This window comes from Oceanobacillus kapialis, assembly GCF_044790185.1.
GTDB classification, from domain to species: domain Bacteria; phylum Bacillota; class Bacilli; order Bacillales; family Amphibacillaceae; genus Oceanobacillus_B; species Oceanobacillus_B kapialis.
The window spans coordinates 891,199-913,840 of record NZ_CP085256.1; the positions used below are offsets into that span (position 1 = coordinate 891,199).

The window sequence follows — 22,642 nt, forward strand, 5'->3', positions numbered from 1 at the left end:
AAAAAACCGAACTAGAATATTTGAAATTCATCCTAGTTCGGTTTCGGTTGTAAATTGTTTTAGTATTGTATTAAATAGGTGTTTCTTCCACGTACAATTTGCTTTGGAGCTTCTGTTCCGAGAAGATCCAGCCTGTGTAGGAACTCATGATTCTCTTGTTATCATCGATTTGGACAACCGCCACAAACGGATAATGTCCTTTTGAACGATACCGTAAATCAATAAAACGCACCTCAGTGAAATCATCGAAGTCATTAATCTCCCATCGATAAACAGGGGAGAAGGATAAGAATGCAGAAATGTTTTTATCCTCTTTAGCGATTTGCATGATTTCATTATCGGGTAATGGTAGCTTCCTGAATTCATCTACAATTTCAATATGGCCATTTTCTGCTTTACCAACGTAGAACCGATCTTTTGTAGTAACAGCAACACGCCAATAGTTTTGCTTAAGTGTTGGCGAGGTTGCAATCTGCTCTACATCTGGATAGTGTTCGTTTATTTTCTTAACAATTTCTCGTTTATCATTGTACCGTTTAATATAGTACAACGCGATAACAGCATAAAGAATCAGCCACGTGTAGCCTGGGTTTGCCCCTAGTAACCATACGCCAATTCCGGCAATATGGAGAATAAAAATAAAGGGGTCAAAAGTATTAATAAATCCGTGAGCTACCCACTTATTCGTGAATGGGCGATACGCCTGTGTGCCATAAGCATTAAATATATCCACAAACACATGGAGGACAACAGCAAGAAACGTCCATAGCCATAAATGAAGGAAATCTACACTTGGCACAAATAAATATATAATGCTCGCAATTAATATTCCCCAAATAATAACAGCAGGGATAGAATGCGTGGCGCCCCGATGGTGCCGGATATAGGTTGCATTATCCCGCAACTTTAATACGGTATCAAAATCGGGTGCATGAGAACCGGCAATTGTTCCTACAAGCACCGCGTTAAATAGCAAGGGGTCTTGATTCACAGCGGGGTCTAAGGTAGCTAGTCCCCCTAGTGCCACACCCATTACTATGTGGGTACCAGTATCCATAAAATAGGTCCTCCTTAAAGGTTTGGTCTTTATAGATGATCCATTGTATCCTAGTACGTCTAGTAGCGCGATGTATTACGTCTCATGTTATCTCGGCTTATTTATCCCACCTTAACTGGCAGTAAGCCCCCACTTCAAGAAAGCGGGAAGCAATCAAGTATTCTAAGTGGGGATCAACTGCCAGTAAAGGTCCGATTCGTTCAACTAAACATTTGGTGGGGAAAGAAACCCCACCAAATGAAGTTTCACTTTATTGTATCATACAGGATGTGAATTTATGAAAAATATACTTTTACAAAACTTTAACATTTCCGATTTTCAAAAAGATCTTATTAATTGGTATCAAGCAAATAAACGGGATTTGCCTTGGCGAAAAGATCAGGATCCCTATAAAGTATGGGTATCCGAAATAATGCTTCAGCAAACAAAGGTAGATACCGTCATTCCATATTTTCATTGTTTTATCTCCAACTTCCCAACAGTAGAGGCTTTAGCTGCTGCCGATCAACAGGATGTTCTGAAATCTTGGGAAGGACTAGGTTACTATTCCCGTGCTAGGAACTTGCAAAACGCCGTAAGAGAAGTAGTTGCATCCTATGACGGTGTTGTTCCCGATAATCCGAAAGAGCTCGGCGATTTAAAAGGAATTGGTCCATATACGAAAGGCGCCATTCTTTCAATAGCCTATAATAAACCTGAACCTGCAGTGGATGGGAATGTAATGCGGGTATTTTCCCGATTATTTTATATCGAAGACGATATCGCACAACCAAAAACAAGAAAATTATTTGAAGCTTATGTTCGGGAAGTGATCGATCATGATGATCCATCTTCGTTTAATCAAGCTGTAATGGAACTAGGAGCTATCATATGCACGCCAAAATCTCCTGCTTGTATGCTTTGCCCTGTACAAGAATATTGTCAGGCTTTCTCTGAGGGAGTTCAGGAAAACTTACCTGTTAAGAAAAAGGCTAAAAAACAAAGAAAGATTCCTTATGTCGCATTGTTAATTCGCACACCAGAAGATAAATATGTGATTGAAAAACGATCAAGTGATGGGCTGCTTGCAGACTTATGGCAATTTCCCATGGTTCCTGTTGGAGAGATAGGGTATAGCCATATCGAAAGCTGGTTCTACCAAGAATACGGGATTTCACTTAACATGAAGGATCATGCAGGGAAACTTAAGCATGTCTTCTCACACTTAATTTGGGAATTGGAGATCTACCATGCTGAAGCAGAACTTACTACAGTTGAGGACGAAAGGTTAAGGTTGGTTGCCAAAGAAGATATTGCAAACTACCCATTCCCCGTCTCTCATCAAAAAATGATGGTGCATTTGAATACGGTGTAATGAAAAGGCTCCATTTGTTGGAGCCTTTTGCATATTCGTAAAAAATTTTTTATAAAGTTGTTTCATGTTTAATCTCTAGAATGCATTTCCCGATTTATTTCATGAAGGATGGATAGTCCTTCTGGGTTTACATATTGTAACAGCTGCGATAGGGCATGCTGAAAGTAAAAAAGTTCTTCGTCATTCCATTTTTCTTTGCTCATCATGGTCAGTTCTGTGAAGTCTCTTCTAGTTGAATCCATCATCATTTCTCCTCTAAATGTGATTGCTCACCCATAAGATATGTAAAGTGTCGTTTTTTATTCATGATAGGAAGATATATCCATGGCATGATTTAATTGGTATAGACTTCTTCGGATAAGTCCAAGGTATCCTGGTTAAATTAGAAGTGCGGAGGTGATATTGATGGCTAAAAACCCAAACAAAACTACTTCAGGTACTAGCGTTCAGCATGTAAAACAACAAAACGCAAAAGCTTCTCAAGGTCAAGGGCAATTCGGAACTGAATTTGCTTCCGAAACTAACGCTCAAGAAGTAAGAAAGCAGAACCAACAAGCTGCTAAAGGTCAAGGGAAATTTGGTACTGAGTTTGCTTCTGAAACTAACGCTCAAGAAGTAAGAAAGCAGAACCAACAATCTCAGCAAAACAAAAAGTAAATATCTACCTCACAACATTTCAGAGAGCTCCCTTTGTAGGGGGCTCTCTTTGTTGAGGTTTGGGGAAGGGGGGAGGGTGCAAATGTGTTGTAGTTCGTGTGGGATGTAGTGGATCATAGATGCTGGGCATTCAATCGGCGGCGCTGTGCGATCGACCAAGAGAGTTTGTTAATTAACCAGGAGACGTGCAATCGACCAATAAGGCTGTTTAATCAACCGCAAGGGCCGTGCAATCAACCAAGAGAGCTGTTTAATCAACCAGAGGAGCCGTGCAATCGACCAATAAGGCTGTTTAATCAACCAGCGGTGCAGTGCAATCGACCAATAAGGCTGTTTAATCAACCACAGGAGCCGTGCAATCGACCAAGAGAGCTGTTTAATCAACCAGAGGAGCGGTGCAATCGACCAAGAGGGCTGTTTAATCAACCACAAGAGCCGTGCAATCGACCAAGAGAGCTGTTTAATCAACCACATGAGCCGTGCAATCAACCAAGAGAGCTATTTAATCAACCGCAGGAGCTCTGCAATCAACCAAGAAGGCTGTTTAATCAACCACATAAGCTCTGCAATCGACCAATAAGGCTGTTTAATCAACCACAGGAGCCGTGCAATCAACCAAGAAAGCTGTCTAATCAACCAAGGAGCCGTGCAATCAACCACACGAGCACCCCATTCGACCATACGAGCACCCCATTCAACCATACGAGCACCCCAACCAACCACTCAAGCAATCTAATCAACCCAAAAAGCATTCCTATAAACCAAGCGAGTAAGAACTATTCTAATTCATCTTAAGTTCGTAATACTTTATATTTAATATAGTAGCCATTATAATGAATAAAGGATTATTTAACGGACTATTAGTGAAAGGAAGATGAGATGGTTGCTCCGAGGCCAGGTTCAAAGATGCAGATACAAAGCTACAAGCATAATGGACAACTTCACCGGGTTTGGGAAAACAGCCTTGTACTCAAAGGTACGGAATCAATTGTAATCGGGGCGAACGATAAAACACAAGTAACGGAAAGTGACGGAAGGTCTTGGGTGACAAGAGAACCGGCTATTTGTTATTTTCATGCAAAATATTGGTTTAACATTATCGGCATGCTTAGAACTGATGGCATATATTATTACTGTAATATTAGCTCGCCGTTCGTCTATGATGATGAAGCACTGAAATACATTGATTACGATCTTGATGTAAAGGTATACCCAGATATGACTTTTGATTTGCTGGATGAGGATGAATACGATGAACACAGGATTGAAATGAATTACCCAGTAGTTCTTGATCGTATTCTACACAATAATTTAGATTATTTACTTCGTTGGATTCGACAGCGAAAAGGGCCTTTTTCTCCGGATTTTATTGATCAGTGGTATGAGAGATACTTAACCTACCGGTGATGAAAGTTATCCTTGTTACATATGTAGCAAGGCTTTTCCTTTTTTATACGAGTCACCTTAAAAGCTAATCATTACAGCTTCAACCAATTATTTGCACACATGATAGTCTTACGGAAGAACAACTTAATAACAACTATGAGTTAAGGAAGATGGAAAATGAGCAGTATAAAGCAGTATATGCAGTTTGTAAAACCATACAAATGGAAGATAGTTTGGACAATTTTAGTCGGCGTTGTTAAATTCGGTATCCCTTTGTTAATGCCATTAATTTTAAAATATGTTATTGATAATATCATTAATGGGGACGCGATGAGTGCGGCCGAAAAGACATCTCAATTATTTTGGTTGATGGGAATTTCCTTTGTCGTATTCCTAGTCCTTCGACCACCAATTGAGTACATTCGCCAATATCTTGCGCAGTGGGTAGGGAACAAAATACTATATGACATACGTGATAGACTATTTGACCACATACAAAAATTAAGTCTTAGCTTCTATTCCAAGACAAAAACCGGGGAGATTATTTCCCGGGTAATACACGATGTCGAACAGACAAAAACCTTTGTACTTACGGGACTAATGAATGTTTGGCTTGATCTCGTCACCATTTTAATTGCTATTGTCATTATGCTTACAATGGATATTCCATTAACAATTGTCGCCATTATTCTCTTTCCTTTATACGGTTTTTCGATAAAATATTTTTATGCGAAGTTACGACGATTAACAAGGGATCGCTCTCAAGCATTAGCGGAGGTACAAGGCCATCTGCATGAGCGTGTGCAAGGTGTACCTGTAACACGAAGCTTTGCCTTGGAGGATTATGAACAACAGCAGTTTGAGACTAGAAATAGTAATTTCCTTACTAAGGCTATTGACCATACTGTATGGAATGCAAAAACGTTTGCTGTAACAAACACCATTACAGATTTGGCCCCGCTACTAGTTATTGCATACGCAGGATATCAGGTTATCAATGGCGATCTTACAATGGGTACAATGGTCGCGTTTGTTGGTTATATGGAAAGGGTTTATAGTCCATTACGCAGATTGATTAACTCGTCAACAGTTCTCGTTCAGTCAATAGCTTCTATTGACCGTGTATTTGAGTTTTTAAATGAAAAGTACGATATTACAGATAAACCAGATGCCAAAAAATTAGATCGAGTAGATGGTGAGGTTTCTATTGAAAATGTTTCCTTCCAGTACGAGGAAGAAGAGAATAGTGTACTTAAAAATGTGAACTTGAATGTGAAGCCTGGGGAAACAATAGCGTTTGTTGGAATGAGCGGTGGAGGAAAATCTACTTTAATTAGTCTTATTCCAAGATTCTACGATGTCACAAATGGATCGATCAAGGTTGACGGAATGGACATTCGCGATGTAAAAGTAAGGTCATTACGAGATAATATCGGAATGGTGCTTCAGGATAATACGTTATTTAGTGAATCCATCTCCATGAATATACGGATGGGAAAACCTGATGCGACAGACGAAGAGGTCGTTGCAGCAGCCCAAGCCGCAAATGCGCATGACTATATCCAAGGCTTGCCTAATGGATATGACACACTAGTTGGTGAGCGTGGGGTTAAGCTTTCTGGAGGGCAGAAGCAACGGATTGCAATAGCCAGAGTCTTTCTGAAAAACCCGCCAATCCTTATTTTTGATGAAGCAACCTCAGCTTTAGACTTAGAAAGTGAACATACCATTCAAGAAGCATTGGAAAAACTCGCATCAGATCGAACCACCTTTATCGTTGCACACAGACTCGCTACCATCACACATGCTGACCGCATTGTGTTAATTGAAAACGGTGAGATTGTGGAAAGCGGGCCACATAAAGAATTAATGGAAAAACAAGGTGCTTATTACAACCTTTACCAAGTGCAGCATTTAGATGAAGAGTAAGATAAAAAAACGCCGCGTGATCATGTAGAAAATGATCACGCGGCGTTTTGTGTAATTGTGTATCTTTAGTTTTTTCAAATGCATGATTTAACGGTTTTTACTCATCTCGGCAAATGCATGGCCAACAGCTTTAATTGCTGCTTCAATATCAGCTTCAGTATGCTCGGTTGTTAAAAACCATGCTTCATATTTAGATGGTGCCAAATTAATTCCTTGCTCAAGCATCAGACGGAAAAATGTCGCAAATGCTTCTCCATCACTTGCTTCTGCTTGATCGTAATTGGTTATTTCGCCATCACCAAAGAATACGGTTAACGCACCACATAAACGATTAACAGTGATAGAAACGCCATGCTGTTCCGCTTGCTCTGTAATTCCTTTTTCAAGCAATGCACCGAGATTATCCAGCTTCTCGTACGCGCCTTCCTCCTGTAACACTTCCAGGCAAGCAATCCCTGCAGCCATTGATGCAGGATTTCCAGCCATCGTACCAGCTTGGTAAGCAGGCCCTAACGGTGCAACCTGTTCCATAATATCGATACGACCACCATACGCACCAATTGGAAGACCGCCTCCGATAATTTTACCCATTGCCGTCATGTCCGGCTCAATTCCATAAACTTGCTGGGCACTTCCATACGTGAAACGAAATGCAGTGATAACCTCATCATAAATAACGAGCGCGCCTTTGCTGTGAGTTAGATCGTTTACTGCTTGCAAGAAACCTTCATGTGGTTCTACAATTCCAAAGTTCCCTACTATTGGCTCGACCAATACAGCTGCAACTTCATCTCCCCATTTATCTAATGCTTCTTCAAATGCCTTCAAGTCATTAAATGGTACCGTAATAACATCTTCTGCAACAGAACGTGGAATCCCAGCCGAATCTGGTGTCCCAAGTGTTGCTGGACCTGATCCAGCTTGAACAAGCACGGCATCAAAGTGACCATGGTAGCATCCTGCGAATTTAATAACCTTTGTCCGATCTGTATAAGCACGAGCAACACGAATTGTTGTCATAACAGCTTCTGTACCGGAATTAACGAAACGCACCTTTTCCAATGAAGGGATAGCTTCTTTTAACATTTTTGCATATTGGTTTTCTAGTTTTGTAGGTGTACCATATAAAACCCCTGTTGTCGCTGCATGGGCGATTGCTTTGGCAATATGAGGGTGGGCATGTCCAGTAATAATTGGGCCATATGCACCTAGAAAATCAATATATTTATTGCCATCCACATCCCAGAAGTAGGCGCCTTGACCGCGTTCCATATATACTGGTGCGCCACCGCCTACTGCTTTATAGGACCGGGAAGGGGAGTTCACTCCGCCAACAATATGCTGCGATGCTTCCTCGTGTAGTGCTTGTGATTTTGTAAAGTTCATTGTTGTATCCTCCTTTTAGTTCTTGCATTCTTTTTCTGCGTTTTATAAAACGGTCGCTTCCGCTTTTGCCACGTCCAGCTCCAGCGCCCAGAGACTAGGCGACTTCACGAAATCGCCCTACGATAAAGAAGACTTGCCGACTGGTGAAACCAGAGGCTTAGTCGCACTTATACCCTTGTGGTGAAAGTCATCATCGGTTCGTGGCCTCACCGTGATTCCTTTATCTCAGTTGAATCGTTCCACTCGCTACGTCTCTAAACGGGCGCTTCCGCTTTTGTTTTTACATTACCTTATTCAGCTTTGTTGTATAGATATTTCGGATGATGATGAAGTTGGTGAGATGTACTGCGAAATATAACGAGTAGACAAAAATACTTGGTAAGAGTACATTGGACACCAGTATATTTTGTAATGCCTTAAATGCAAATCCAGCGTGAATAGCTGCTATTGTAAAAGGGAGAAAGAATAATAGTGCTAATTGTCTCGTCGCTATTTTTTTCATCTCCTTGCTCGTTAAACCAATTCGGTACAAAGAATAATAATGCTTTAAATCTTTATCAATCCCTTGATACATTCGGAAATATAGAATAGAACCTGCAGCTAAAAAGAATAAGACACTAATAAATATACCAAAAAAGAACAGATATGACATACTTTGCTTCATCATGAGATAAAAATTGGCCTGTGAATCGACAAAAGCAATTTCTGGCCTAACCTGATTCAAGATCGTCTCTGTTTCTGTTGCGTAATCAATTGAATTAGGAATATGCATTACATAGTTGTAGCGTAAATTTCCCCCTCCTGCTGCCTGTCTAAATTGGGCATAGCGTTCATCTGAAACAATTAATTGGAGATTTGTACTAATAGAGGAATTTAAAGTTGTACTTTGCCAATTTAGTGCTAGTTCCGTACTAGTCTGCCCGACTTTAAAGGTTAAACTATCTGGTCCTCTTGCTGTATATCGGTTAATTAAGTCTTGGAGCAGTAAAATTCCCTCACCATGCTGCGGCTCAGCAATTACTTCCTCTCCCTTTAGCTCCATCATGTGCTGATAGTCCGAATAGGCATAAACCATAACGGGTGTATCATCCCAATCAGGTTGGTTTGATTCTGTTTCAGCAGGGAGTGTCGTAGTAACCGTTGATTCGTAAGGTATAATTTGATCCTTAAATTGTTTTTCTATGTCTGTGATTTCTTTCTTGAATTCTTCTAGCTCCGCGTCCTCATTGCTTATTAAGGAAACTGCTTGTGGTATAAAACGAAATGTCTCTGCTTCGACACTTCTAAATAGACCAAACAAAACTCCGCTAGACGTAAAGGCGACAGCACTTAGGATGGTTACAATGAATAAGATTCGTGCATTTTCTTTCAGTTTATAAGCTAAATCTGAAATGGTTAATAAATTTAAGTTTCGGTATAACAGGGATTTGTTCTTTTTTAAAATGCTTGTTGCAGCAATACTAAGCTGTGTATATAAGAAATAGGTCCCTGGAATAATGAGTGCCAGGATAGGAAACATTCTTACCATTATGGAAACTAAGTCGGCCGTATAGGCCAAGTAATAGGCGTATAATACTGCTCCTAAGGAAATCGCGCTAATAATCCAAGAGAAGGTTGGTTTTCGCCTTGATTTTGTAGATCCACGAAAAACCTCCATAACGGACTTTGTACGTAATGTCCAAACGACTGCAAGGGTATTAAGTTCAAACATAATAAAAAATAAGAGTGCTGTTAGACCGATTGCCTGAAAGGACAGATGAAATGGCAGAATGTCATTTATTCCGAGAATAGCCGAGAAGATCATAAGAAATAATTTTGTCAAAAGTGCGCCCACTGCTATTCCAGCCAAGATGGAGAGTATGCCAATCATTGTATTTTCTAAAATTAAAAGTCTGTTCAATTGTGATTTTTTTATTCCTAACGTTGTTAATAGACCAAATTCCTTTTTACGTGATTTTATAAAGGTGCCTGTTGAATAAAGAACAAACAGGAAAGAAAAACCGTATATCAAAACTTGAGACGCAATGATCCCCGTTTGAACCACATTATGAAATTCGTAGTTTTGAATGGATGGGTGGAAAATGATTACGGCATACATAAAGAAAACCGTAACAGCAAACATACAGCTTAGAAAGTAGCTTACATATGCTCTTGTATTTCGTTTTACATTATTAAAAGCGAATTGTATGAAAGTCATCTGTGTTTCCCCCGAGTATGGACTGCACGCTTAAGATATCCTGGAAAAAGCGCTGTCGGTTATCTCCTTTATGGATTTCGTTAAACAGCCTTCCATCTTTAATAAAAATAACCCTTCCACAAAAGCTGGCAGCAAATGGATCATGTGTCACCATAACAGTCGTGGTTTGTTTTTGTTCGTTTAAAAACTGCAAAGCTTCCATCACCTGGTGAGAAGCTTTAGAGTCAAGGTTTCCTGTAGGCTCATCTGCATAGACTATTGTAGGATTATGAGTAATTGCCCGGGCAATTGCTGCACGTTGAAGCTGCCCCCCAGACACTTCAAAGATACGCTTATCAGTAAGCCCCCCAATACCAAGCTGTTCCGTTACGACATCCAGGCTCTTCTTCATATCTTTTACCTTCCATTTATTTAAGGTTAAGGGCAAAAGAATATTCTCCCCTATCGTCAATGTTTCTAAAAGATTATAATCCTGAAAAATAAACCCCGTTTCTCTCCTGCGAAAGGTAGCTAGCTTATTTCGCGACAGATTGGTGACAGTCGTATCATTAATCGTGACAGTCCCAGATGTGGGGGAATCAATGGTGGAAAGCAAATTTAATAAAGTCGTTTTGCCGCTTCCGGAAGGTCCCATAATCCCAATGAATTCTCCCTTTTCTACGGATAGATGAAATTGATGGAGCGCTTCGTATTGAACGCCACGTTTGCTTCCATATATTTTAGAAAGATTTGTTGCAGTTAATATAGGCACAAAAAACGCCTCCGTTATCAAGTAGTGTAGTAGTGGTTTAGTAGAGCCATTAGTTTATTTTCTCATATCATTCTTAAGATAGGTGCTTATTCTTTAAAAAGTGACCTTACATTATTGTAAGGTCACTGCCGAAAATTAATGGATACGGTAGTTCCTTTATCCACTTCAGATGTTATTGAGAGATCATGATCCAAGGCGTCGCAGATTTCTTTTGAAAGGTAGAGGCCCATTCCTGTCGATTCTCTGTATTTTCTCCCATTCAAGCCTGTAAAGAAGGGATCGAATACACGGGCAATATCCTGGGGAGGTATGCCGTATCCTGTGTCGCTAACTTTAAGCATACTTCTACCAAAAGAGACTTCTGAGGTGAAGTAGATTTTATCTGAATCTTCCTTAGAGTACTTTATAGCATTAGTTAGGATTTGGCTTATGACAAACCGAAACCACTTTTTATCTGTTGCTATTTCAATAGAATCATCTATAGAGAGGACTGGGAAGACCTGGTTTCGAATAAAGCTTGATTTAAAATCCTGAATAACATCCTTTACCATTTCCTTTAAGGAGACCCGCTGAACATGAAAATCTCGGTCAAACTTCTGTAGTCTTGACTGGTATAATGCGAGGTCCAGCCCTTGTTGCATGCGCTCCAGCTCTTCCTGCATGCTCTGGTAGAATTCCTCAGTCAGATTTAATTTCTCCTTCTGCATGGTAAGATGCATGACCGAAACTGGTGTCTTCATTTGATGCACCCATTGCTGGATAAAGTTAAACTCCATTTGTTTTTGCCGCTTCAGTTTTTCTAGTTCATTCGCATAAATATTGGTCTGCAATTCCTGCTGTCTTTTTACAATTTGAAGTAATTGGTTTGGGGCATCCGGCATTTCATTAATGGGTTCTTCCCCACTTAGTATAGTGTAATATTCCTTGTATTTATTAAAACGGAATCCTAGAAATAGGATGAGACAAAACAAAGGAAGAATAAGTAAATAGACTGCAACGTCCCAACTAAGTGTTGAACCGATTATATATAGATAGAGTTGGACAATGCCTAAAATGAGCAGGCATTGTGTAAAAAAGAAAAGAATAAACGGCACACTATCTTTTAGAAAACTTCTCATGCTAAACCGCTCCATGTATTTACCATTTTGTACCCAGCACCACGTACGGTTTGGATGCTGTTATGAATGCCGATATCTTCCAGCTTTTTGCGCAATCGGGTCATATTCACAGACAGTGTGTTATCATCGACAAATGTTTCATCATCCCATAGAATTTCCAGCAGCGTGGAGCGGGTCAGCACCTGATTTAGCTGCTCCATTAGTGCCTTTAGGAGAATAAATTCATTTTTTGTAAGGAGAGCAGTTTGCTCCTTGAACTGTGCTTCCATTGCGGTAAGATAAAGATGAAAACCGGAAATCTCGAGGAAGTCAGCCTGTTTTGTGTTCGCGTACTCCCCATAAATCCGTCTCATAATACTCTTTACTTTTGCTTGCACGACATCGAAGTTGAATGGCTTTGTTATGTAATCATCTCCGCCATTTTCAATTGCCATTACCTGATCCATGCCTGAGTCCCTGGCGGAAATAAAAATGATGGGACAGTTGGAAACATGGCGTATTTTCCGGCACCAATAGAAACCATCATAACGCGGTAAGTTTATATCCAACAACACTAAATGAGGAGATAGCTGCTGAAATTCTTCCATTATCATATCAAAGGCTTCTACCACAAAGACCTCGTATTCATAGCGTTCAAGATAATCCTTTAACAAACTGGCGATTTTTGGATCATCTTCAATAAGGTAAATTTTTTTCATAGCATTCACGACCTTTTGCTTACATTGTTAATTCTATCCTATCTTATCCTCTCGAAAAAATAAATGACAAGCTTATCTAGGTGAAAGCATAGAATGAGGTATAGTAACTTTGACAGAAGGGGATTCTATGGAAATTCTTCCATTCATGATATTGGCTGGCATTTGTGTGGTGATGCTTAAAGGAATTATAGATTTCATACGTGGGAAAAGACTTCGGGCTGGCATGCGCGAAAGTCGTTTTTCGACGGAGTTATTTTACGGACTTATTATTATTTATATTATGGTGATGGTAGGCTTCGGGCTCATCTACTTTATGCTTTCCCTTGAAGGGATTATCTTAGTAGAAGACGGCGTCCCGCGAGAGGTTGGGGTGAGTGGATCACTAATTCATTCCATGTATTTTAGTGGGGTTACACTTTTAACAATTGGTTACGGTGACATAACACCAATCGGAATTGGTCGGTTTATTGCCTTGGTGGAAGCTCTGATTGGCTATATTTTACCGGCAGCCTTTGTAATGCGTCTCGTTCAACAAGGCCAACGAAGCAGGGGAGAATGATCAAGCGGACAGGATATGCTATAGTGGAACCAGTACATATAGGAGGGATTTTCATGACAGTAGAATTAGGAAAAGAAGTAACAGACTTTACACTACATGATCAGAAGGGGCAAGAGGTCCAATTATCTGATTACAAAGGGAAATATGTCGTGTTATATTTCTATCCAAAAGATATGACACCAGGCTGCACAACAGAAGCATGTGATTTTCGTGATGCTCACAAGAGCTTTGAAGAGCTAGATGCTGTTATTGTAGGTGTCAGCCCAGACCCGGCTGATTCGCATCAGAAATTTATTAATAAGCACGAATTGCCATTCCGTCTCTTAGCTGACGAGGAGCATAAAGTAGCGGAACAGTTTGATGTTTGGAAGCTTAAGAAGAATTTCGGGAAAGAGTATTATGGCGTTGAGCGCTCTACTTTTATTCTGGATAAAGAAGGTAAACTGATTAAGGAATATCGCAAGGTTCGTGTGGATGGTCATGTGGAAGAGGCTTTAGAATACTTGCGAGAGAATGGTTAAAACAGCTTAACCGCCGCCATAGAAAATGTAATTAAACACCAAACCCAGACGTATATGAACTATCGCAGATATAGTTCATATACGTCTGTTTTTTTCTTGTTATATTTTCTTTTGTCACACCCTCATAATTTACACATTTAGCTTATTTTCATCATGACTCTCTAGATAATAATATTTTTTGTCTGACTTCATAACGGAAAAAGAGAAAACGACAGCTACGACCAGCATTGTTAGTGCCAATGTGATAATCGTAAGTCGTAATGAGATGAGATCTGCTGTTATTCCAATTGACAGCAGAAATACCACTTGAATAACACTTTGAATTAACTGATATACACTTGTTACTCTGCCCATTATTTCAACTGGTACATTGTTTTGATAAAATGTGGTGATACCTGCATTTAAGAACACATTGAAGAACCCTAAGATTACAAACCCAACTACAATTGATAAAAACGACCAGGAAAATGCATAAATTATATATCCTAACGTCATCATGACAAGGCCAATTGTAATCATGTACCGAAGCGAGAAGAAATTTGAAAAAACGGAAATTATCATAGCGCCTATAACAGAGCCAATCCCTGTTATGCTAATCAATAAACTATACTCAAGTTCAGAAAGCCCTATGACTTGTTGTGTAAAGACAACCTCTTGTGCATCCATGGCAAAGGTAAAAAGCATCACTATAATAAATCCCAAGTAGATAAATGATACGTATTTATTATGGGACATAAATTTCTGAACGACCGTAAAATCTTTCATTATTTGAGAAAAAGTCAACATCGGAATTTTGGACTTATCAACTATTTCTTTTTCAGGTAGAAAAGATAACAAAACTGCAGATATTAGAAAGAGAAGTGCATTTAGCCACAAGGTTGTATGCACAGAGGTCAACAAAATAAGCGATCCCCCAATTGCAGGTCCGATAATAAATGCACCTGAACTTGTAAACGAGCGGATGGAGTTAAATTTCTTTCTTTTTTCTTTTGAAACAAGAATGGCCACATATGTCACAGAGGAAGGATTAAAAAACGCCTTTGCGACACTTAAGATAACTAATATTACATATATAACGGCCATATTAGGTGCTAATGGAATGAAGCATATAAACAATGCGCGAATAATATAGGTAACAATCATTACCTTTCTCTTACTACGATAGTCGATATAACTACCAGTCCAGAACTTTGTAACAATATTTGTAAGGGGACCAACGATCCAAAGTCCAGCAACAGCGGCGGCTGATTCAGTTATTTGGTATACAATGATATTGATGGCTACTAAATATATAAAGTCTCCGATACTAGATATTCCAATAGAAGCAAGTAACAGTGCTGGATCTTTCCATCCTTTTGAATTTGCTTTCATGAAAACTCCTTTTTACTTCAATTAGGTTAGTAAATACCATTTTAGCATCAATTTATGGAATATTATATTAATTATAATAGGAACACACGTTTATTGATGTTCTACAAAACTCAACTCCTGAATAGATTTGAAACAAGCAATGTTATTAAATCTATTGAATTAGGGGTGGGCGCGTGGAGCTTCAACGTTATGAAAGCCGAATCAGTAAACCAAGCACGGAAAAAAAGCGCATGTACAAGATTGTAAAACGAACAGCGGATATTTTGATGAGCTTCCTTCTGTTACTGCTTTTCACTCCTGTTATCTTAATAATTTCATATATCATATACAGGAAGGAAGGGAGTCCTGTAATAGCACGCTCGCCGAAGGTTGGTGTTAGGGAGCGGGAGTTCTTACTGTATGAATTCAGAATCTATACACATCCCTCCCGAGTCATTACAGCTTTCCCTCACCCTGCGACAATGTCTAGAACAAAATATAGAAGACAGCAACTTGTACGCGATAACCAGCAAGTACTTACTCCAATAGGGAAAACCTTGAAAAAATATAAGCTTTATAAGCTTCCACAACTATGGAATGTATTAGTAGGGGACATGAGTTTCGTTGGCCCAGTACCAGTAGACCGGGAAACGGTGCTAACCTATAATCAATATGAATATCGCCGTATGACAATGAAGCCAGGTATTACGGGGTTCACTAGAGCATATACTCCAGATTTACGTAAAGATTTGAAGATAGATCAGGATCTCTACTATATGAAATATCGTAGTTTAAAGATGGATTTTATTATTTTGATACGCTCTATTAGGCGCTTTTTAACAAAATAGTGTTCAAGAAAGGGAAAAAGCCTTACTATAAGGAAAAGAGCATTTATCAGACTTAACTGGCAATAAGACCCCTCGTCAAGAAATCCGGAAGCACATTTTAAGGGGGACAACTGCCAGTACAGGATTGATTCGTTCAACTAACATTTGGCGGAGGAGAGCGGGAAAGCCCCTCCCAATGAAGATTCATTTTATGGGGGGGAAAAATAGATGATTTTATTTTCAGCAGATATTACGAGTAATCTTCAAAAACAGTTAATGGAAGCAAATCCTGATCAGGAGTTTATTTTCTATAAGAATATGGAAGCAGCACGGACAAAACTTCCTGAGGCCGAAGTTCTCGTAACCTACGGGGAAGACCTTACAGATGAATTAATAAAGGAAGCTGTGTCACTTAAATGGATTATGGTCATTTCAGCAGGGTTGGAAAAAATGCCATTACAAGCGATTCGTGAGCGGGGAATTCTTGTTACAAACGCACGAGGGATTCACAGTATCCCAATGGCAGAGTATGCAATCTCCATGATTCTCCAAGTATACCGAAAAAATAGGCAGTTAGTAGAATATGAAAAGGCAAATGAATGGGCGCACCACTTATCAATGGACGAGCTCCATGGAAAGACAATGGTTATCTTAGGCGCAGGAGCAATCGGGCAAGAAGTGGCCAGACTGGCAAAGGCTTTCCATGTAAAAACGATTGGTGTTTCAAGAAGTGGAACCCCAGTTGCATCATTTGATGAAGTCTACAGCATAAATGCATTAAATTCTCTGCTTCCACAGGCAGATATTTTTATCTCGATCTTACCAAGTACTGATAAAACACGTGGCATGCTGCGATACGACAATTTAGCGGCATTGCCTGAACATGCTATTTTTATGAATTTGGGGCGAGGTGATGTCATTGCCACAAATGATATCCTTCGTGCGGTGAATGAAGAACAAATCGCGCATGCTGTGCTGGATGTTTTTGAAGAAGAGCCTTTGCCAGCAGGGCATTCTTTATGGGATCACGAATTTATCACGGTGACGCCACATATTTCTTCTAGGTCCAAGCATTATGAAGCAAGAGCGCTAGAAATTTTTCAAAAGAATCTTATGATATATGGGAAGGAAAAGCAAGACTATGTGAATAAAATTGATCTAACGAGGGGGTATTAAGCATGCGAATTTACACACGATCAGGTGATAAAGGGCAGACTTCTTTAATTTACGGGAAACGAGTAGCGAAAAATGATGCACGTGTTGAGGCATATGGCACATGTGATGAAACGAATTCCATGATCGGGCTAGGGCTGAGCTTTTTGGACGGAGAAGAATTTGCTGGAAAAGAAGTCTTCCTGAAACGAATGGAACGTGTTCAAACTATACTTTTCCATGTAGGAGCAGAGCTGGCGACACCTGAGGATAAAGAGGTAACGTGGAAGCTTAAAAAAGAGCACATTGAAGAACTTGAGAAAGAAATCGATGAATGGGATGCAGAGCTAGAACCGCTGAAGAACTTTATCCTGCCGTCTGGACATAAGGCTGCCAGTGCCTTGCATGCAGCTAGAACTGTCGCACGCCGGGCAGAAAGGATGGCAATTGGGGTAGGTGAGGTGAATCCGCTAGTCGTATCCTACTTGAATCGCTTATCTGATTATCTCTTCGTTGCTGCACGCTATGTGAATAAGCAGCTGGGTAGAACAGAATCGCATTTAAGAGCGGATGTTTAGAAACGATTTTTCTATTTTAAGCAAAATTAAAGATCAGAAAATGCTTTTTGTACAAGTATTCATAATTATATAGGAGTACTCATATACTTTTATTGACAGAATCGCGCATGAGAGCGTACACTATTTATAAAGATTATAAACTAATAATATTATTATAATTGTACAAAATATAAAAGAGAGGTGATGGCGGTGTCTGAGAGACAATTAAAAAAAGCGATAGACACTTTAAAAGAGTCAGGCGTCCGGATCACACCACAACGACATGCGGTTTTGGAATATCTTCTAAATGCAATGGTTCACCCTACAGCTGATGATATATATAAGGCACTTGAAGGGAAATTCCCGAATATGAGTGTAGCCACCGTGTATAATAATCTGCGGGTATTGCGTGAAATTGGGCTTGTTAGGGAGCTGACCTACGGGGATTCCTCAAGCAGATTTGACTGCAATACAACGGATCATTATCACATCATTTGCGAGTCTTGCGGCAAAATTGTGGATTTCCATTATCCTTCATTAGATGAAGTAGAAGCATTAGCCGAACAGGTAACCGGCTTTGAAGTAAGTCATCATCGTATGGAAGTTTATGGTAAGTGCAAGGAATGTCAACAGGTAGATACAAAAAAACATTAAAACAAACAAAAGCTGCTTCACCCGATATGGGAGAGCAGCTTTTTTCTTTAGCAATTTAATAAACCTGAACAGGTACCCAACCCCGAACACTATTAATCATCCATAGATTCGTGCATTTTGAAAGATCACGTTTATGAATGACACGCTCCTTAATTTCTCCTTTTTCAAGTAAAGCCTGCCTATAGGTGCCCGGCAGTAGCCCGCTTTCTACAGGGGGCGTATAATAATGCCCGTCCATCTCTACGACAATATTCCCCATTGTAAACTCGGTAATCTCATTTGCATCATTCCATAACAGGATATCCTCTGTGTTATTATCAGTATCGTGAAACAAAGATTGATAGTGGGATCTATTAGTTGTTTTATGGTATAAATAGATATTTTCGTTGTCAATCGGACCTTTTGCAAGTTCGATTTGCATGGGTTGAGCAGGCGATTTTATTGGATTGTATTCAAGTTTTGTGCTTCCGTCCCTGCTTAGAAGCAAGCGTATTTTCCAATTCTCCTGTTGGGTTAAGCGTTTTTCAAGGTTGGTTAGTTCTTCTCTAATTGCTTGAATGTTCACTTGGAATTCAAAATAGTCCGCTGATCGTTTTAGGCGTTTCAAATGATACTCCAGCACCATAAAATTTCCGTCCGAGTATCCTATTGTTTCTAGTAGTTGAAAGTGCGTTTGCTTTGTTTGCAGCACCTTGGATTTTGTTAGAACCTCTTCATACTCTTCAACAGGATCAGAATCCCATGTAATTCCTCCTCCAACACCGTAAACTGCTTTTCCAGTTTGATTCTTTATCTGAACCGTCCGGATTGGGACATTAAAGATGGCTTCCATTTGTGGCGTAATAAAACCGATCGCACCACAATACACATTCCTTGGCTGTTCTTCAAGCCCTTCAATAATGTTCATTGTACTCCCTTTAGGTGCACCGGTGATCGACCCACATGGGAATAGGGCTGCAAAAACGTCCGGCAGCTCGGTCTTTTCCTCGAGTTCAGCCGTGACAGTGGAGGTCATTTGGTGAACGGTTGGAAAGGACTCAATCTGAAAAAGGAAAGGCACCTTAACTGTTCCGGCCTTGGCAATTCTTCCAAGGTCATTTCGCAGTAAATCAACAATCATCACATTTTCCGCCTGGTTTTTCGCTGAGTTAGCGAGCCATTCTTTTTGTTGTTTATCCTGCTGCAATGTATTTCCTCTTGCCGCAGTGCCTTTCATTGGCTTGGTTAGGATTGTATTATTTCGCATATGGAAAAATAATTCTGGGGAAGCAGAAATCATCGTATGTTTGCCATCATTAATATAAGCACTATAATTGGAAGCTTGTGCCTTGGAAAGATGATGATAATAGGCGATACTGTCCCCAGAAAATTGACTAAGCAAGCGAATTGTATAATTTACTTGATATGTAATTCCTTTTCGGATTGCTTCTTTAATGGCTTGGATGCGCTCCGTATATTCATGTTTTTGTGTTAAAGGCGTCCATTTTTCTGTTTTAAAAGATCCAGTGGCAGTAATTGGCTCGTTGCTAGGCTGCGCAAAAATACCAAACCAAACGAAAGGGAGATGAGGTTCTGAGTTTACTGTAAATGCATCATCAAAAGCGGGTGCTGCTTCATAGGAAACATATCCAGCAGCATAGTATCCTTGACTAACAAATTTTTGGACGAGTTTTAATGCAGGAACAACCTCCTCAATGACAGAAGCGGTAATAACTTCTTTAGGATTCGTAAAATGCATAGGGACTTTGTGACCTTCGCCATTTAAAAAATCAAAGTATAACTGGGGCATCGCTTTGTTTCACTACCTTTCTTGTAATAAAGTTATCTAGCATTCGCAGACCTTCTTGGGTAAGAATAGCTTCTGGATGTGCTTGTATCCCTTCCAATGGGAATTCTTTATGACGAATACCCATAATTTCTCCGCTCACAGTTTCGGCCGTTATCTCCAGGCAACCTGGCAATGTCTGTTTTTCCACTATTAAGGAATGATAGCGGGTTACGTTCAATGGCGAAGGGAGAGAGTGAAACAGGCCATGTCCATCATGTGTAATAGCGGATATTTTTCCGTGCATTGGTTGTGCAGCGGGAATAACAGAAGCTCCAAACGCTCTAGCAAGTGCTTGGTGACCAAGACAAATGCCGAGTATAGGGATCTCTTTATGGAAATGCTCAATAAGAGGTAGGCAAATTCCAGCTTGGTCGGGATGGCCTGGGCCTGGTGAAAGTATAATGCACTCTGGAGCTAGTTGTTCTATTTCCTCTAGTTGGATCGCATCATTTCGTTTAACCACAACGTTTTGATTTAATTGTTTTAGATATTGTACAAGGTTATATGTAAAAGAATCGTAGTTATCAATGAGTAAAATCATCGGGTGTAACACCTCAGTATTTTTAAGTTGGTTTGTCCTGATTATGAATAAAATCTCCTATCGATTGGAGATCGCTTTATTATTATAGCAGACGGGAAACAATGAGGTTTTATCTATTAAAAGAAAACAAATAAAAAGCCACCTTCATTAAGGCGGCCATCATTGTTATTTATTCTCTTTCGCTTTATCTTTTTGGTAACGTCTTGTATTGTATTTCTCATCGAATTCTTTTCCTTCTAAGTCCTTGTCCAATGTTAATGGTTGCTTACAATGCATGCAGGCATCCACCCGACCAAGCATTTTTGTAGGCTTCTCACAATTAGGGCATACGATGGGCACCGCTTTCAATGACAAGGTGCCGATCCAGACATAGACAGCACAGCTTAAGATGACCATTATGACACCGAGAAGAAAAAAGATGATCATTAGCCATTCAATATTTCTGGTTAATATACCACCGTACATTAAAAGGATCCCAGCAAATACTAAGATGAGCGCAAACGATCTTATTTTATTTATTTTACTAGAATAAACTAATTGGGCCATGCTTATTCCTCCTTCATCCATTCAAACAGTAGTATAGCATATTTCATAGTTTTTTTGATTTGATAAAAAGGAATTTCTACATATATAACGAATTGTACTATAATGTACGTTTAAAAATAAAATTTAGCTTCTTTTACTATAGAGGAAATATAAAAGATAATGTTTAATTGGAGGCAAAGGTATGGAGCGTTTTTTAAGACCGATTTATCAAGAACATGCAAGTGATGCGAATACATTAGGTGTTATTTTAATGGAGAAAACAAAACCGAACAGTCCCGTTACGGAGAACTTTGATGGAATCTTACTTATTATCGTGCAAGACGCAGATCAGGATTGGCAAGCAAAGCATTATGAATTTGAAGACGAAAGATCTGCAGCGGTGCATATTGTAAAGGAATCTGTCCTAATGGAATGGATTGATACAAGTGGCTATCGCAGGGGAGTAGAATGGGTCATTTACGGAAGAGTTATTTTTGATCGCAATGAATATGTCTATCATTTAAAGAACCAGCTGAGGGATTTTCCAAACGAAAAGCGGGATTTAAGAAAGGCGATCGAATTTGGGAAGCTTGTAAAAAGCTATACCGAAGCAAAGGATTTATATGAAACGAATGATTATAAGGATGCCAATAGTAAAATCTTATATTCCCTTCATTATTTAGCGCGACTTGCTGTAATCGAGAAAGGTTACTACCCGGAGGTAACGGTATGGAGTCAGGTGAGACAAATTGACCTTGAAGTATACAAATTATATGAAGAGTTTGTAGAAAGCCGCGAAGAAATGAAAAAAAGAATTGAGCTTCTGTTATTGGCTATGGACTTTATTATTAGCAATAGAACGGAGTCGTCTGTTAAACATTTATTAGATATTATGGAGAAAAGGGAGGAGCCTTGGTCATACGCCGAGCTCAAAACATTGCCAGAGACCACCGCATACACGCTGGATTTAACAGCTATTATTTCTTTTATGGTGGAAAAAGGGCTGCTTACGATCGTAAAGCAGGAGACAAAGGGGATTGGCGTGTATCATCGAAAGTATGTCGTTAAATAAAGTGCATCTTTGAATGTCGAGGAGCTTTTCTCCTTACTATATTTAGTAATGAATACTTCTCTAAAAGTAGAATTAATAAGATGGAACCCTATAAAGCTTCCTTGCATAGTATTGTAATGGTTGTTCATTAGATTGCTTCTATTGGAGGACTGTCTATTAATGCAAGGAGCTTTGTTTTAATGTTACAAAAGAAATTTAAAATTTACATTGACTTTATATTTTATCCGTGGTAAATTTAAATCCGTCGCAAAAATCCACGTTGATTTAACGACAATTATCACACAAAAAAATGTTGACAGCATTATCGAATGTGTGATATATTAATCAAGTCGCCAAATTCGACGGCGTTCATCAGCTTTTATCACGAAAAACAAATTAAAAAAAGTTGTTGACAAAGCATTTCGAAAATGGTATTATAAAAAGGTCGCTGTAAAAAAACGACTTAAACAAATTGCTCTTTGAAAACTGAACAAAACAACCAGTATGTCAAGGGAAAACAGCTTGCTGTTTTTCGAAGAAATAC

General features: G+C 39.4%; 24 protein-coding genes. 11 read left to right on the forward strand and 13 right to left on the reverse strand.

Annotated elements, in window-relative coordinates; genetic code table 11:
* Positions 1-70: 70 nt before the first annotated feature.
* A complete protein-coding gene (locus LG273_RS04740) occupies positions 71-1,057 on the reverse strand; it encodes a metal-dependent hydrolase (RefSeq protein WP_379561592.1) in 987 nt (328 codons plus the stop codon).
* Between the two features lie 277 nt (positions 1,058-1,334).
* Between LG273_RS04740 and mutY the strand changes: the two genes are divergently transcribed.
* Entirely contained in the window at positions 1,335-2,411 is a 1,077-nt protein-coding gene (gene mutY, locus LG273_RS04745; protein WP_379561593.1) for an A/G-specific adenine glycosylase, read from the forward strand.
* Positions 2,412-2,479: 68 nt separating this feature from the next.
* On the opposite strand, the gene LG273_RS04750 is transcribed toward mutY, so the two are convergent.
* Positions 2,480-2,653 carry a hypothetical protein gene (locus LG273_RS04750; protein WP_404458216.1) on the reverse strand — a complete coding sequence of 58 codons (174 nt, stop codon included), beginning with the start codon at positions 2,651-2,653 and terminating at the stop codon, positions 2,480-2,482.
* Between the two features lie 163 nt (positions 2,654-2,816).
* Between LG273_RS04750 and LG273_RS04755 the strand changes: the two genes are divergently transcribed.
* Positions 2,817-3,068, forward strand: coding sequence for a gamma-type small acid-soluble spore protein (locus tag LG273_RS04755; protein WP_379561595.1), 252 nt, complete (start codon positions 2,817-2,819; stop codon positions 3,066-3,068).
* A gap of 168 nt (positions 3,069-3,236) precedes the next feature.
* Here LG273_RS04755 and LG273_RS04760 read toward each other — a convergent pair whose 3' ends face one another.
* Together LG273_RS04760 and LG273_RS04765 are read right to left on the reverse strand one after the other, a co-directional pair.
* Positions 3,237-3,557, reverse strand: a complete 321-nt coding sequence (locus LG273_RS04760; RefSeq protein WP_404458219.1) for a hypothetical protein — start codon at positions 3,555-3,557, stop codon at positions 3,237-3,239.
* Positions 3,558-3,566: 9 nt separating this feature from the next.
* The gene (locus LG273_RS04765; protein ID WP_404458222.1) at positions 3,567-3,770 is read right to left on the reverse strand and encodes a hypothetical protein; all 204 of its coding nucleotides are present in this window, start codon (positions 3,768-3,770) and stop codon (positions 3,567-3,569) included.
* A 177-nt stretch (positions 3,771-3,947) separates the two neighbouring features.
* Between LG273_RS04765 and LG273_RS04770 the strand changes: the two genes are divergently transcribed.
* Both LG273_RS04770 and LG273_RS04775 read left to right on the forward strand, forming a co-directional pair.
* A complete protein-coding gene (locus LG273_RS04770) occupies positions 3,948-4,475 on the forward strand; it encodes a DUF402 domain-containing protein (RefSeq protein ID WP_379561601.1) in 528 nt (175 codons plus the stop codon).
* A 156-nt stretch (positions 4,476-4,631) separates the two neighbouring features.
* Positions 4,632-6,383 (forward strand): ABC transporter ATP-binding protein, encoded by a 1,752-nt coding sequence (locus tag LG273_RS04775; RefSeq protein ID WP_404458225.1) that lies wholly within the window; start codon positions 4,632-4,634, stop codon positions 6,381-6,383.
* Between the two features lie 87 nt (positions 6,384-6,470).
* On the opposite strand, the gene LG273_RS04780 is transcribed toward LG273_RS04775, so the two are convergent.
* From LG273_RS04780 to LG273_RS04800, 5 genes are all read right to left on the reverse strand, one after another.
* Positions 6,471-7,769: a glutamate-1-semialdehyde 2,1-aminomutase gene (locus LG273_RS04780; protein WP_404458228.1), complete on the reverse strand. Its 1,299-nt coding sequence runs from the start codon at positions 7,767-7,769 to the stop codon at positions 6,471-6,473.
* Between the two features lie 280 nt (positions 7,770-8,049).
* Complete coding sequence (locus LG273_RS04785) at positions 8,050-9,966, reverse strand: FtsX-like permease family protein (protein ID WP_404458231.1); 1,917 nt, start codon at positions 9,964-9,966, stop codon at positions 8,050-8,052.
* Entirely contained in the window at positions 9,941-10,717 is a 777-nt protein-coding gene (locus tag LG273_RS04790; protein WP_404458234.1) for an ABC transporter ATP-binding protein, read from the reverse strand. Before LG273_RS04790 ends, LG273_RS04785 begins: the two co-directional genes overlap by 26 nt.
* A gap of 122 nt (positions 10,718-10,839) precedes the next feature.
* Positions 10,840-11,835 carry a sensor histidine kinase gene (locus tag LG273_RS04795; RefSeq protein ID WP_404458237.1) on the reverse strand — a complete coding sequence of 332 codons (996 nt, stop codon included), beginning with the start codon at positions 11,833-11,835 and terminating at the stop codon, positions 10,840-10,842.
* On the reverse strand, positions 11,832-12,533 hold the full coding sequence (locus LG273_RS04800) for a response regulator transcription factor (RefSeq protein ID WP_404458240.1): 702 nt from the start codon (positions 12,531-12,533) through the stop codon (positions 11,832-11,834). Before LG273_RS04800 ends, LG273_RS04795 begins: the two co-directional genes overlap by 4 nt.
* A gap of 127 nt (positions 12,534-12,660) precedes the next feature.
* Between LG273_RS04800 and LG273_RS04805 the strand changes: the two genes are divergently transcribed.
* A complete protein-coding gene (locus LG273_RS04805; protein WP_379561608.1) occupies positions 12,661-13,092 on the forward strand; it encodes a potassium channel family protein in 432 nt (143 codons plus the stop codon).
* Between the two features lie 53 nt (positions 13,093-13,145).
* Complete coding sequence (gene bcp, locus LG273_RS04810; protein WP_404458243.1) at positions 13,146-13,613, forward strand: thioredoxin-dependent thiol peroxidase; 468 nt, start codon at positions 13,146-13,148, stop codon at positions 13,611-13,613.
* A 129-nt stretch (positions 13,614-13,742) separates the two neighbouring features.
* On the opposite strand, the gene LG273_RS04815 is transcribed toward bcp, so the two are convergent.
* Positions 13,743-14,984, reverse strand: coding sequence for an MFS transporter (locus LG273_RS04815; RefSeq protein WP_404458246.1), 1,242 nt, complete (start codon positions 14,982-14,984; stop codon positions 13,743-13,745).
* Positions 14,985-15,157: 173 nt separating this feature from the next.
* Between LG273_RS04815 and LG273_RS04820 the strand changes: the two genes are divergently transcribed.
* From LG273_RS04820 to perR, 4 genes are all read left to right on the forward strand, one after another.
* Complete coding sequence (locus LG273_RS04820) at positions 15,158-15,811, forward strand: sugar transferase (protein ID WP_379561610.1); 654 nt, start codon at positions 15,158-15,160, stop codon at positions 15,809-15,811.
* Positions 15,812-16,018: 207 nt separating this feature from the next.
* Positions 16,019-16,966, forward strand: coding sequence for a D-2-hydroxyacid dehydrogenase (locus tag LG273_RS04825; RefSeq protein WP_379561611.1), 948 nt, complete (start codon positions 16,019-16,021; stop codon positions 16,964-16,966).
* Between the two features lie 2 nt (positions 16,967-16,968).
* Entirely contained in the window at positions 16,969-17,520 is a 552-nt protein-coding gene (locus LG273_RS04830; RefSeq protein ID WP_379561612.1) for a cob(I)yrinic acid a,c-diamide adenosyltransferase, read from the forward strand.
* A 183-nt stretch (positions 17,521-17,703) separates the two neighbouring features.
* A complete protein-coding gene (gene perR, locus LG273_RS04835) occupies positions 17,704-18,153 on the forward strand; it encodes a peroxide-responsive transcriptional repressor PerR (RefSeq protein WP_379561613.1) in 450 nt (149 codons plus the stop codon).
* Positions 18,154-18,208: 55 nt separating this feature from the next.
* On the opposite strand, the gene pabB is transcribed toward perR, so the two are convergent.
* The 3 genes from pabB to LG273_RS04850 all read right to left on the reverse strand — a co-directional run bounded on the left by pabB (position 18,209) and on the right by LG273_RS04850 (position 21,068).
* Positions 18,209-19,891 carry an aminodeoxychorismate synthase component I gene (gene pabB / locus LG273_RS04840; protein WP_404458249.1) on the reverse strand — a complete coding sequence of 561 codons (1,683 nt, stop codon included), beginning with the start codon at positions 19,889-19,891 and terminating at the stop codon, positions 18,209-18,211.
* Positions 19,892-19,922: 31 nt separating this feature from the next.
* On the reverse strand, positions 19,923-20,522 hold the full coding sequence (locus tag LG273_RS04845) for an anthranilate synthase component II (RefSeq protein ID WP_404458252.1): 600 nt from the start codon (positions 20,520-20,522) through the stop codon (positions 19,923-19,925).
* 165 nt (positions 20,523-20,687) lie between these two features.
* Entirely contained in the window at positions 20,688-21,068 is a 381-nt protein-coding gene (locus tag LG273_RS04850; RefSeq protein WP_379561616.1) for a YgzB family protein, read from the reverse strand.
* Positions 21,069-21,249: 181 nt separating this feature from the next.
* On the opposite strand from LG273_RS04850, the gene LG273_RS04855 reads away from it, so the two are divergent.
* Complete coding sequence (locus tag LG273_RS04855) at positions 21,250-22,119, forward strand: nucleotidyltransferase-like protein (protein WP_404458254.1); 870 nt, start codon at positions 21,250-21,252, stop codon at positions 22,117-22,119.
* Positions 22,120-22,642 lie beyond the last annotated feature (523 nt).